The 12948-nt window shown below is 61.8% G+C and carries 10 protein-coding genes; 6 read left to right on the top strand and 4 right to left on the bottom strand.

Annotated elements, in window-relative coordinates:
- Positions 1-3: 3 nt before the first annotated feature.
- Positions 4-573, top strand: a complete 570-nt coding sequence (locus tag QQL76_RS00970) for an isopentenyl-diphosphate Delta-isomerase (RefSeq protein WP_499205977.1) — start codon at positions 4-6, stop codon at positions 571-573.
- Positions 574-619: 46 nt separating this feature from the next.
- Here the strand turns inward: QQL76_RS00970 and QQL76_RS00965 are convergent, their stop codons facing one another.
- Complete coding sequence (locus tag QQL76_RS00965; RefSeq protein WP_499205976.1) at positions 620-2386, bottom strand: glucan ABC transporter ATP-binding protein/permease; 1767 nt, start codon at positions 2384-2386, stop codon at positions 620-622.
- Positions 2387-2701: 315 nt separating this feature from the next.
- Here QQL76_RS00965 and QQL76_RS00960 point away from each other — a divergent pair, with 315 nt between their 5' ends.
- Positions 2702-3370 carry a response regulator transcription factor gene (locus QQL76_RS00960; protein ID WP_404863715.1) on the top strand — a complete coding sequence of 223 codons (669 nt, stop codon included), beginning with the start codon at positions 2702-2704 and terminating at the stop codon, positions 3368-3370.
- Positions 3371-3391: 21 nt separating this feature from the next.
- Here the strand turns inward: QQL76_RS00960 and QQL76_RS00955 are convergent, their stop codons facing one another.
- Together QQL76_RS00955 and QQL76_RS00950 are read right to left on the bottom strand one after the other, a co-directional pair.
- Positions 3392-4753, bottom strand: coding sequence for an ATP-binding response regulator (locus QQL76_RS00955; protein WP_499205975.1), 1362 nt, complete (start codon positions 4751-4753; stop codon positions 3392-3394).
- Positions 4754-4758: 5 nt separating this feature from the next.
- Positions 4759-5925, bottom strand: a complete 1167-nt coding sequence (locus tag QQL76_RS00950; protein WP_499205974.1) for an FIST signal transduction protein — start codon at positions 5923-5925, stop codon at positions 4759-4761.
- Positions 5926-6256: 331 nt separating this feature from the next.
- On the opposite strand from QQL76_RS00950, the gene QQL76_RS00945 reads away from it, so the two are divergent.
- The 4 genes from QQL76_RS00945 (at position 6257) to hemA (ending at position 11614) form a co-directional block, all read left to right on the top strand.
- Entirely contained in the window at positions 6257-6742 is a 486-nt protein-coding gene (locus QQL76_RS00945; protein WP_126008234.1) for a (2Fe-2S)-binding protein, read from the top strand.
- Positions 6743-6861: 119 nt separating this feature from the next.
- Positions 6862-9207 carry a xanthine dehydrogenase family protein molybdopterin-binding subunit gene (locus tag QQL76_RS00940; RefSeq protein WP_499205973.1) on the top strand — a complete coding sequence of 782 codons (2346 nt, stop codon included), beginning with the start codon at positions 6862-6864 and terminating at the stop codon, positions 9205-9207.
- 92 nt (positions 9208-9299) lie between these two features.
- Complete coding sequence (locus tag QQL76_RS00935) at positions 9300-10097, top strand: FAD binding domain-containing protein (protein ID WP_499205972.1); 798 nt, start codon at positions 9300-9302, stop codon at positions 10095-10097.
- Positions 10098-10399: 302 nt separating this feature from the next.
- Positions 10400-11614 carry a 5-aminolevulinate synthase gene (gene hemA / locus QQL76_RS00930; protein WP_499205971.1) on the top strand — a complete coding sequence of 405 codons (1215 nt, stop codon included), beginning with the start codon at positions 10400-10402 and terminating at the stop codon, positions 11612-11614.
- Positions 11615-11659: 45 nt separating this feature from the next.
- On the opposite strand, the gene dxr is transcribed toward hemA, so the two are convergent.
- Complete coding sequence (gene dxr, locus QQL76_RS00925) at positions 11660-12853, bottom strand: 1-deoxy-D-xylulose-5-phosphate reductoisomerase (RefSeq protein ID WP_499205970.1); 1194 nt, start codon at positions 12851-12853, stop codon at positions 11660-11662.
- Positions 12854-12948 lie beyond the last annotated feature (95 nt).

Here is a 12948-nt window from a genome sequence, read left to right as displayed (position 1 = left end):
CATATGCCTTTGCCGTTGATGCGCTCCCCAGACACGACCCGCTGTGGTGACGACCGGATCATCGCTGCGATCGACGATGATGGCGCGCTCTATCCTGTCGAGAAGCTCGATGCGCATCGGCGCGGCATCAAGCATCTGGCGATCTCGGCTTTCGTCTTCAGTGGGAACCGGCTGCTCGTCCAGCGGCGCGCCGGCGGCAAGTATCATAGCCCGGGCCAGTGGGCGAACACCTGCTGCACCCATCCAGATTGGGAGGAAGACCCTTCAGCCTGCGCGACCCGCCGGTTGTGGGAAGAGCTTGGCCTGGAAATCGATCTCGAGCCGCGCGCGGTGATCGAATACAGGGCCGATGTCGGTCGAGGGCTGACGGAGCACGAGCGGGTTCACGTGTTCGAAGGCACTGTCGAAGATCCCGACGCCGTTATCCCGTTCGATCCGACAGAAGTCGACGAGGTGCGCTGGGTGAAAATCGACGAGCTGCAGCACGAAGCCCGATTGAACCCGGAGACAATCACGCCCTGGTTCCGGATCTATCTGCAGCGCTGGCCGGAATTGGGATTGTCGCCCGCCTGATCGTGACGGGCGACAAGGAACTGTGAGATCGCGAAATCGCAGTCGGTCAAGCGGCAGCCGCCAGGTGGCTGACGCGGCGTACTTCGTCGTCGGTCAACAGCCCACCGGCGCGAAGCAGCGCTGCAAAGCGTCCGCTCGATGCAGCGAGTTCGCCAAACGATCCAGCTTCCACGAGACGCCCCTGGTCGAGGAACATCACGAAGTCGGCGTCCTTCACCGTCGACAGACGGTGCGCGATGATGAACGTCGTGCGGTCGCGCCGCAGCTCGTCGATCGCTTCCTTGACGCGCTGTTCCGTTTCGACGTCGAGCGCGCTGGTTGCCTCATCGAGAACGAGGATCGGCGCATCCTTCAGCACGGCCCGGGCAATGGCGATACGCTGGCGCTCACCACCGGAAAGCTGCCCGCCGCGCTCGCCGACCAGCGTCGCAAAGCCTTGAGCCTTGCCATGGATGAAACCATCGGCCGCCGCCGCCTGTGCAGCTCGCAGAACCTCGTCATCACCGGCTTCCGACCGACCGAGGCGAATGTTTTCCTCAATTGAGCGGTTGAGCAGCCCGGCATCTTGAAAAACGGTGGCGATGTTATCGCGCAGCGAACGGCGCGTTGCCGTCCGCACATCAATGCCGTCGATGAAAATGCGGCCTTCTGCCGGATCGTTGACCCGCTGAAGCATGTTGATCAGCGTCGTCTTGCCGGCACCCGTTGGGCCGACGATCGCAACCGTCTTGCCGGCAGGAATTTCGAACGACAGATCGAAAATGCCATGGCCGGAATTTGGGAACGAGAACGAAACGTTCTCGAAGCGCACATGGCCCTCGACACGACCAATGTCCCGGCCCTGCTCTGCCTCGTCCAGCGCCGGAGCGGCATCTTCGAGTGCATAGAAATCGACGAGCTTGGCTCGTGCCTCGAACACCTGGTTCACGAACTGCATGATCTGGTCGAGACGACCGATCAAGAGATTGGCGAAGCCAACAAAAGCCACCACGTCGCCGACACGCAATTCGCCTGCAGACACCAACATGGCTCCGATCAGGAGGATGACGATCATGGAGATCGTCGACGCCATGCGATGCAAGCCGCTGGCAAGCGCCCACCAGTCAAGAACGGGGAACTGTGCGTTGATCAGGCGGGACGTGTGGATGCGCAGCTGGCGCACTTCGCTGTCCATGCGGTTGTAGCTCTGCAGAACGGAAACGTTCGAGATGCAATCGCTCACATGGCCAAAGACGTCATGATGATAGCGCTCGACAGCCGCCTGACCTTCCTTGGTGCGCTTCATGACGAAGCGGCCGATCATGAAATACAATGCGCCGAGAACGAACAGCACCATCGTGAGGCGCAGATCCATGACGAGCGCAGTCGGCACCAGGAGGACGAGCGCGACCGCCGTCGTCAAATGCGTGCGCATGAACTCGAGCCACAGGCCGAACAGCGTGTCGACCGCGCGCAGCATGGTGTGCAAAGCGTTCGATGTGCCCTTCTCATGATGCCAGGACAGCGGCATGCGGATAACCCGCTCGAAGGAATCGCCGAGAACTTGAACCCGGCGCTGATGGGCCAGGCGGTCGGCGCTGCGGGCGACGATGACGAAAGCGATGATGTTGAAGACGCCGAAACCGGCCCAAAGGCCAAGCGTGGCGAAGATGCCCTGCTTTTCGGCGATGGCATCGATGACGCGGCCGAAAAGAATGGGCTCGGCAATCGTTACCACCGCCAGAACGATATTGGCCGCGCAGACGAACAGAACGCCCGTGCGCTGGTGCCCAAGGTAACGCAGGGCCCGCCAATAAATCTCAGTCAAAGACATCACACCACTCCGAACGCGACTTTTGTGCGCCGCACCAATCGGCAGCAGCGTTATCGGGTAATTTAGGAAACACAATGGGATTTCAGAGGGATGGTTGCGTCCGCACCTGCAACATTTTCGCTTTCACTGTAACATGCCGTGAAGGCTACTTCGCAGATGCAAAAAATTTGTTCAGTCGCAACGTATTCCAACCAGCCCGGATTCGATAACTGGGTTCCGAAACAGTTTTGACAAGGTAAACGTTCCAAGAGCCGTAAAGTATAAATTCCGAATTTTATACGTGACGAATGCGCCGAGCCGATTTAAGGGGTCTGGATGCCACGCTTTCTGATTGTCGACGATCATCCGCTCTTTCGAGAAGCACTCACCAGCGCTCTTGCTCTGGCGGGGCCGGAAATACAGACCGTGGACGCTGCGGATTTCCAAAGTGCGCTGACGATCCTCAACGAGCACAAGACGTTCGACCTCGTTCTGCTCGACCTGGCCATCCCGGGCGTGACCGGCTTCGAAGGACTGCTCGCCATCCGTTCCCAGTTTCCGCGTGTCCCGGTGGTGGTCATTTCGGGCCACGAGGATTCGCGGATCATCTCCGAAGCGCTGTCCTACGGCGCTGCCGGTTACATCCCGAAATCCGTACGCAAACAGGAACTGACCATCGCTGTTCAGCGCGTGATGGCGGGTGCAGTCTACGTACCGGAGTTTTACGAACCTCCGAGCGATCATGTGGACAACAGCGGGCGCAAGGCCATGATCAGCAGGGTCGCAACGCTGACACCTCAGCAATTGCGCGTGCTTCAAATGCTCCGCGAGGGGCTTTTGAACAAGCAGATCGCCTACGAACTCGGCGTGGGCGAAACCACAATCAAGGCCCATGTCTCCGAGATCCTGCGAAAGCTGAACGTGTACAGCCGCACCCAGGCCGTCATCGAGATGACGAAACTCGATATCGCCGACCTGAACGCGTTCGCGCGGGATAATTCCTGAACTTACCTCGCCAGACCACGCTCACTCCGCTCTTCCCGCCGCAAGCAGATGCTCGACCAGGGCACGGAACTCGGCTGGTTTCAGCGGTTTGTACATGACCTCGATCTCTCGGGTCTTACAGCGCGCCTCGAGGCCGGCCGAAGGGTCGGCGGTCACGATGAGAGCCGGCAGCTGCCGGCGAAGATAATAGCGGATGTGTTCGATGGTGACGGAGCCCAGGTCTCCGTGGTCCAGATGCTGGTCGGCAATCACGATGTCCGGCCGCCAGGCCGGATCGGCAAGCAGCCCGATCGCCTCGCTGCTGTGGCTCGCGATCCTGACGGAACAGTGCCAGCTTTCCAGAAGGGTCAGCATCGCTTCCATGACCGAGCGGTCGTTCTCGATCAGAAGCACATTGGCGCCGAAGAGATGGTTGGAGATCGGCAGCCTTGGCGCATACTCGCGGGTCTGTCCGCGCACGAGATCGGGCTGGCCGAACGGCACGTAAAGGTGAAACGCCGTGCCGTGGCCAGGCCGCGAGGTGAAGGTGATGTGGTGACCGAGTGCCGACACCATGCGCTGCACGATCGACAGTCCCAGCCCAAGCCCCGGCGTACCGCCGAGATCACCGCCCGCCGGCATCGTGCCGCGATGGAACTCCTCGAAGATCGCCTCGTATTGGTCCTCGGCGATCCCAATGCCGGTATCGACGATGTCGATGCGCAGCAAAGCCCCGCGCTTGCGGGCACCGATCAGCACCCCGCCCCGGCTGGTATAGTGGATGGCGTTGGAAATGATGTTCTGCAGCACCCGACGCAGCATTCCGCGGTCCGAACGCACGATCGCATCGGTCGGACGAAAGCGGATATGCAGGCCCTTGGCGGCGGCGATCTGCTGAAAGTCGCTGCTCAGGCTGCCGAGCAGCGCGTCGAGCGGCAGGTTCACGATGTCCGGCTTCATCACGCCGCTGTCGAGTTTGGCGATATCGAGCAGCGTGCGCAAAAGTTCGTTCATGGTGTCGAGCGATTGCTCGACCTGTCGGGCAAGCTTCTTGCCCTGATCGCTCGTTTGCAGGTCTGCCAGCGCGGAAATGGACAGATGCGCGGCATTGAGAGGCTGCAACACGTCATGGCTCGCGGCGGCAATGAAGCGCGTCTTGGAAATATTGGCCGCTTCGGCCGCTTCCTTGGCGGCGTTCAGAGCGCGGTTGGTCTGTTCGATCCGTCGCAATGCGCTCGTCAGTTCATCGGTGCGCTGCCGCACCTGCGCTTCAAGACCGATCGCCGTTTGAAACAGTGAAAAGGCATTGCCCTGCTGATCCATGGACCGCTCGACGCGCTCGATGAGGGCCATGTTGATCTTGCGTAGCTTCTCGACGTCATCAATCCCGAGCGTATCGCGCATCCGCTTCACTCCGATGCCGTCGAGCTCGCCGCAAAGGCGATCCCCGTGAACGTCTGGTTGAGGTGCATCGACCGGTATTGCTCGCCGTAAGTTCCAAAGCCGATGATGTTGTTCTCACGATAGAGCGACGAGATCGCGGCGAGACTTTGCCGGTTCTGCGCGTCGAGACGCCGCAGGACGCAATCGAAGCCGAGCACGACATCGATCCCGCCGAGCCCCGCCGCCACGTCGTGCAATTTTGCCCGCGTGGATTCCACCATGCCCATGGGCTCGGCGAGTGTCAGAACGATCCCGTTGTCAATCGCACAGAAGAACGTCAGCGACCCGTCTTCGTTTGCCTTCTGGATCGAGCGACAGAAATACTCTCCGCCGACCCGCACGACGAGAGGATAGGACGCAAAGCTCATCGGCGTCAGCGACCCCGCATCGAGACCGATGGCCTGGGCATAGGCCGCTGCAGCCGGCTCGGCATTGATCTCATGGACGGTGCGCGTATCCGGATCGGACGCGGTGACGACGAGCTTCCGGCTCGTGGGATTGAAGTTCTCCGTCTTGAAGACATCGAACGGCACTGCGCTGTGCACCAGCATCAGGATCGCGCAGTCGGACACCACATTGCCGTTGTGAATGAGCGTCGTTTTCTCAAAGCGCAGATTGTCGCCGGCCGAACCGCCCACCAACGGGATCTCGTCGAGGCTCCAGTAAAGCGCTGATGTCACCGCTTCTTCGGCGCGCGACAGCCCATCGATCAGGACGACCCCGAAGGTGCGGCCGCCGGCGAACCGCTGGGGCTCGAAGCTGCGGCGCAGTTCCCGCACATCCTTGACCACGCTTTCCATGCGCGCGGTGGAAATGTCGCGGATCAAGCAGGCGGAAGCGCTGAACTTATCGGAGGGAAACAGCATGGCGATGATCGACCCTTCGCCGTACCCGTCGGGGGTAATTTCGCCTGCTGTCGAGCAGCCCACATAACGTAGGCCCGGCGCGTGCTCGGCCATGTTCGCTGCGATCTGGTGCGCATCGATGGCATCTTGGGAGAAAAAGAGCGAAGCGAGTTCGGCACCGGCAACCTTCGCCTGGACGGCAAGCGTTCCCGCGAATTCATCAAGCCCGAGACCGCTGCCGTGGATCGCAACGATGCCGCACGCATAGGTCGTGATATGGCAGGTCATCCGGCCATTGCCTCTCGCCTCTTCCCACCACCACTATTCTCCAGGGAGAGCACGTGGATCAAGCGCAGCGCCGCGCATGGCGGACCATCCAAAGTACAATGTCCTTTTCTTCAAGCCGTGCCATTGTTCGCCACGCTCATGCACGATGGCTGATGGGGCCGGATTGTGCGGGAGGAAGAGAAGGTCACCGACGATCATGATCCGCCGTCGACCTTGCATAACGATCCCTTCCGCGCAAACTATCGCTCCGGGGCGTCGTCTGCAGGATAGATGTTGAAGGCGCCTGACGTTCGGTCGATGAATGACAGCGAGTTCAAGGGGAGGAACCCGAATGACCAAAGTTGCGATGAAGGTGAATGGCCGTCAGGTCTCAGGCGAGGTCGAGGGACGCACCCTTCTCGTTCATTTCCTTCGTGAGAATCTCGGCCTGACCGGCACGCATGTCGGTTGCGACACGACCCAGTGCGGGGCCTGCACCATCCACATGAACGGCCAGGCGGTAAAGGCCTGCACGATCCTTGCGGCACAGGCCGAGGGCACCGACATCGTCACCATCGAAGGCATTGCCACGGGTGGCGAACTGCATCCGATGCAGGCTGCATTCAAGCAGCATCATGGCCTGCAGTGCGGCTTCTGTACGCCAGGCATGATCATGGCCTCGATCGACATCGTCAATCGCCATGGCTCCGACCTCGACGAGCAGACCGTCCGCCATGAGCTTGAGGGCAACATCTGCCGCTGCACCGGCTATCACAACATCGTGAAAGCAGTTCTGGCCGCCGCCGGTGCGCAGGAGCAGCGCCAGGCCGCGGAATAAGATCAGCGGCGCGGGCCAGGCTTTTGGGCAGCGCCGATGGCGCGCCTCAAGCAAGCTTCGCCGGCGCCTTCTCGGAGGAACAGGCCGGTCTCCGGCCCCCGGATATTGAGGAGGAATTGATGGGTATCGAAGGTATTGGCGCGAGCGTTCTGCGCAAGGAAGACAAGCGTTTTATCACAGGCAAGGGCCGCTATACGGACGACATGGTCGTTCCCGGCATGAAGCACGCCGTTTTCGTGCGTTCGCCCTATGCCCACGCCAAGATCGTCAACATCGACACGAGCGAAGCCGAGGCGATGCCGGGCGTGATCGGCATTCTCAACGGCAAGCAGCTGACGGAAGACGGGATCGGCAATCTGATCTGCGGCTGGATGGTCCACTCCAAGGACGGCTCGCCGATGAACATGGGCGCATGGCGCCCGCTGGCGCAGGACACCGTCCGTTACGTGGGCGATGCCGTCGCGATCGTGGTGGCCGACACCCGTGCCCAGGCCCGCGACGCTGCCGACCTCGTCAATGTGGAATATGAAGAGCTGCCGGTGGTGACCGGCGTTGAAGATGCCCTCGCCGAGGGCGCGCCGCAGATCCACCCCGAGGCCAAGAACAACCTGATCTTCGATTGGGTGCTCGGCGACGAGCAGGCGACCGCCGACGCGTTCTCCAAGGCGGCGCATGTCGTCAAGATGGACATCGTCAACAACCGCCTCGTGCCGAACGCGATGGAGCCGCGCGCAGCGCTTGGCGTCTACGACGCGGCGGAAGATCACTACACCTGCTGGACGACGTCGCAGAACCCGCACGTCGCCCGCCTGGTCATGAGCGCGTTCTACAACGTCGCACCGGAAAACAAGCTGCGCGTCATCGCACCGGATGTCGGCGGTGGCTTCGGCTCGAAGATCTACATCTATCCGGAAGAGATCGTCTGCCTCTGGGCATCCAAGCGCACCGGCGTCCCGGTCAAGTGGAACTGCGACCGCACCGAAGCCTTCCTGACCGACGCCCATGGCCGCGACCATGTCACCCATGCGGAAATGGCCTTTGACGCCGACCACCACATTCTCGGCCTCAAGGTCGAGACGAAGGCCAATCTCGGCGCCTACATGTCGCTCTTCTCCTCGGCGACGCCCACCTATCTCTACGCGACGCTGCTGTCGGGCCAGTACAACATCCCGGCGATCCACGCGAATGTGAAGGCGATCTACACCAACACGACGCCAGTCGATGCGTACCGTGGCGCAGGTCGCCCGGAAGCGACCTACGTGATGGAACGCATGATGGAGACGGCAGCGCGCCAGCTGGGCGTCTCGCCGCCCGAGCTTCGCCGCAAGAACTTCATCCGTTCCTTCCCGCACCAGACGCCGGTCATCATGACCTACGACACGGGAGATTTCGAAGCATCGCTGAACGCCGCAATGCAGGCGATCGACTATGCAGGCTTCGCTTCACGTCGCGCCGAGTCCGAAAGCCGCGGCAAGAAGCGCGGCATCGGCATGAGCTGCTATATCGAGGCTTGCGGCATTGCGCCGTCGGCAGCGGTCGGTTCGCTCGGCGCCGGCGTCGGTCTCTGGGAGTCGGCTGAAGTGCGCGTCAACGCGGTCGGCACGATCGAAATCCTGACCGGCTCGCACAGCCACGGCCAGGGCCACGAGACCACCTTCGCGCAGCTGGTGGCGGAACGCTTCGGCGTCGGCATCGACAGCGTCAACATCGTCCATGGCGACACCGACAAGGTGCAGATGGGCATGGGCACCTACGGCTCGCGCTCCGGCGCCGTCGGCATGAGCGCGATCGTCAAGGCGCTCGACAAGGTCGAGGCCAAGGCCAAGAAGATCGCAGCGCATCTGATGGAAGCCGACGAGGGCGACATCGTCATCGAGAACGGCGAACTGAAAGTGGCCGGTACCGACAAGACCCTGCCCTGGTTCCAGATGGCGCTTGCCGCCTACACGGCGCACAATCTGCCGTCCGGCATGGAGCCCGGCCTGAAGGAAGGCGCGTTCTACGACCCGTCCAACTTCACCTTCCCGGCCGGCTGCTACATCTGCGAGGTCGAAGTCGATCCCGACACGGGCAAGACGGAAATCCTCAACTTTGTCGCAGCCGACGATTTCGGCAACATCATCAATCCGATGATCGTCGAAGGACAGGTCCATGGCGGCCTCGCTCAGGGCATCGGCCAGGCGCTGCTCGAAGGATGTCATTACGATCCGCAGACCGGTCAGCTGATCACGGCAAGCTACATGGACTACACCATGCCACGCGCCGATGATCTGCCGTCGTTCCAGATCTCGCACCAGACGACGCCATGCCCGGGCAATCCGCTCGGCATCAAGGGCTGCGGCGAGGCCGGTGCGATCGGGTCGCCGCCGGCGGTGATCAACGCCATCACGGACGCAATCGGCACCAATGGGCTCAGCATGCCGGCCTCTCCGCAAAAGGTCTGGGCCGCCCTGCACAACGCCTGACACCCATCAGAAAGCAGAGGATCGAAGAGCAAGCGGCACCGCAGCGACTGAACCCTGCAAGCCCTTGCCTTTCGTCTTCAGGGAGACATCCAATGTACGAAACGAATTACCATCGTCCAAGCTCGGTCGAAGAAGCCGTCAGCCTCGTGGGTTCCACCGAATCGGGCAAGTTCCTGTCGGGTGGCATGTCGCTTCTGCCGGCCATGAAGCAGCGTCTCGCCGCACCGTCCGATCTCGTCGATCTGCGTCACGTCGAGGAAATGAAGGGCATCACGGTCAATGGCCGCGAAGTCCGCATCGGCGGCGCCGTCACCCATTTCGAGATCAAGAATTCAGATGAGATCAAGTCGGTCTGCTACGGCCTGCACCACATGGCGAGCGTGCTCGGCGATCCGCAGGTGCGCTATATGGGCACGATCGGCGGTTCGGTGGCCAACAACGACCCCGCTGCCGACTATCCGGCCGCGATGATCGCGCTCGATGCCACGATCCACACCAGCAAGCGGGCCGTCAAAGCCTCGGAATTCTTTGTGGGCCTTCTGGAAACGGTGCTCGACGACGATGAAATCGTAACCGCCGTCTCGTTCACGGCGCCCGAGATTTCCGGCTACGAGAAGTTCCGCAATCCTGCCTCGCGCTATGCGATGTGCGGCGTCTTCGTTGCGAAAACCGGCTCGACCGTGCGTGTCGGCGTCACCGGGGCCGGCGCAGACGGTGTCTTCCACTGGGATGAAGCAGCCCAGGCTCTGTCGGCGAACTTTGCGCCCGATGCCGTTGCCAATCTCTCGGTCGATCCAGGCGGCATGCTGTCCGACCTGCACGGATCATCCGAATACCGCGCCAATCTGGTGAAGGTGATGGCCAAGCGGGCAGTGGCTTCGGCCAAATAACTGTAGGGACGCCGAAAACGCGAGGGGCCGGAGCGCAAGCTCTCGGCCCTTTGTCTTGCCGCGAAGACCGGACCTTCGTCCTGTCGCTCGCGACAACGCTTCGACCTTCGCCCGTCGCCGTCAATCGCGCAGCACCTTAGAACCGTTGTAGGAGATAGAGGCTTGCGCAATCGTGCGGCGGGTCGTCGCAATTGGGTAGTTTCCGCCTGTAGACGGCGCCATTCGGCTAGGAATTTGCCGGTTCAAGCTTGACTTAGAACGGTTCCAAACCGAAAACGATTGAAGTCATTGGAGCGTAAGAAATGGATTTCGACGGATTTTTTCAGAACGCATTGGACGGCCTTCGTGAAGAAGGGCGCTACCGTGTGTTCGCAGACCTTGCACGGCGCAAGGGCGAATTTCCGCACGCGACCCGCTACACGGAAAATGGCGAGCAGAGCGTCACCGTCTGGTGCTCGAACGACTATCTCGGCATGGGCCAGCACCCGAAGGTGGTCGAGGCCATGAAGGAAGCGATCGACCGCTGTGGCGCTGGCGCAGGCGGCACCCGCAACATTTCCGGCACCAACCACTACCACGTGCTGCTCGAGCAGGAACTCGCCGATCTTCACCTCAAGGAAGCGGCACTCCTCTTCACCTCAGGCTACGTCTCGAACTGGGCGGCCCTTGGCACGCTCGCTTCGAAGATCCCCGGCTGCATCGTCTTTTCCGACGCGCTGAACCACGCCTCCATGATCGAAGGCATTCGTCATTCGAAAGCCGAACGCGTCATCTGGAAGCACAATGATGTTGCCGATCTGCGCGCAAAGCTCGCAGCCGCCGATCCGAAGGCGCCGAAGCTGATTGCCTTCGAAAGCGTCTATTCGATGGATGGCGACATCGCGCCGATCAAGGAGATCTGCGACGTCGCCGACGAGTTCGGCGCCATGACCTATCTGGACGAAGTGCACGGCGTCGGCCTCTATGGCCCGCGCGGCGGCGGCATTGCCGAGCGCGAAGGCCTGATGGACCGCCTGACGGTGATTGAAGGCACGCTTGGCAAAGCGTTCGGCGTGATGGGCGGCTATATCGCCGCTTCCGCGGCGCTTTGCGACTTCGTACGCTCTTTCGCCTCCGGCTTCATCTTCACCACTGCATTGCCGCCGGCACTTGCCGCGGGCGCGCTGGCTTCGATCCAGCACCTGAAGCAGAGCCAGTTCGAGCGCCTGCGCCACCAGGATCGTGTGGCCCGCGTGCGGGCGCGCCTCGATGCGACGGGCATCCCCTACATGCCGAACCCGAGCCACATCGTGCCGGTGATGGTTGGTGATGCGGCCAAGTGCAAGTGGATCTCCGACCTGCTGCTCGACAATTACGGCATCTACGTTCAGCCGATCAATTACCCGACCGTGCCGAAGAAGACCGAGCGGCTGCGCATCACGCCGTCGCCGCTTCACAGCGATGCCGATATCGATCATCTCGTTTCGGCTCTGTCATCGCTCTGGTCGCGCTGCGCCCTGTCGCGCGCCGTCGCCTGATATTCAGGAAAGCGGCTTGAGCACTGTTCAAGCCGCTTTGTCAGTTCACGCTGCCCGGCGCAAACCGAGGATCTCTTCAGCTGCGATGACGCGCGCCTCCGCGTCGGCCGCATAAACGGCGTCGATCCCAGTTGCGGCGCCTGCATCGGCCATCCGCTCCATCGTACGTTCCACGACATCCGCCATCTGAAGGAAGCCGATCTCCTTGGCGAGAAAAGCGTCGAGCGCGCGTTCCTTGGCACCGTTCAGCACCGCACCGGCAAGCCCGCCGCGCTCCATCGCTTCGCGCGCAAGCCTGACCGCCGGGAAGCGCGCTTCGTCCGGCACCTGAAAGTCCAGCCGCGACAATTGCGTGAAATCGAGCCGCTCGACCGGGAGATTCCGCCGCTCGGGATAGGCGAGCGCATAGCCGATCGCCGTACGCATATCCGGTGCGCCGAGCTGCGCCAGCATCGACCCATCCGCATAGCCGACCATGGAATGGATAACGGACTGCGGGTGAATGACCACTTCCACCTGATCCGGCCGCAGATCGAATAGGTGCTGCGCCTCGATCATTTCGAGCGCTTTGTTGAACATCGACGCACTGTCGATGGAAATCTTGCGCCCCATGCTCCAATTCGGGTGAGCGGCAGCGTCATCTGCGCTCACCTGCGCCATCTGTTCGAGCGTGTGGTTGCGGAAAGGCCCGCCCGAGGCCGTCAGGACGATGCGTTCGAGGGCCTCGTTGCCCCCGGCGGCGAGACATTGGTGAATGGCGTTGTGCTCGCTGTCGACCGGCAGCAAACGCCCGCCGCCCGCAGCCATTTCCGCTTTGAACACCTGCCCGGCCGAAACCAGGCACTCCTTGTTGGCAAGCGCGATATCGGCGCCTCGTCTTGCGGCTGCCAGCGTTGGTGCCAGCCCGGCGACGCCGACGATCGCCGCCATCACGATATCCGCCTCACGCTCGCCGGCTTCAATCAAAGCGTCGGCCCCTGCTCCGCAAGCGATGCCCGTTCCTGAAAGCGCCGCGCAAAGGGCCCCATACCGATCCTCATCCGCCGTCGCCACGAAATCGGCGCCGAGCGCGATCGCCTCCCGCGCGAGAACCTCGATGTTGTCGCGCCCCGTCAGCGCCGCGATCTTGAAGGCATCCTTGCCGCCCAGATGGCGCACCACGTCCAACGTGCTCGCGCCAATCGATCCTGTCGCGCCCAGAACCGTAAGGCGCCGACGTTCTTGAGAAGTCTGTGTCATTTGCCGACTATCCGGTTTGGCCAGCGCTTCGTAAAGCCCTGCCGATTATCGAAGTCTAGGTGCCGCACAGCAGTTTAACGGTTTCTTCGCACTCC

This window comes from Rhizobium albus (assembly GCA_030160035.1).
Taxonomy (GTDB): Bacteria; Pseudomonadota; Alphaproteobacteria; order Rhizobiales; family Rhizobiaceae; genus Georhizobium; species Georhizobium albus.
Note: the sequence above shows the minus strand (reverse complement) of the source record. Positions and strands in the feature narration are given on the sequence as shown.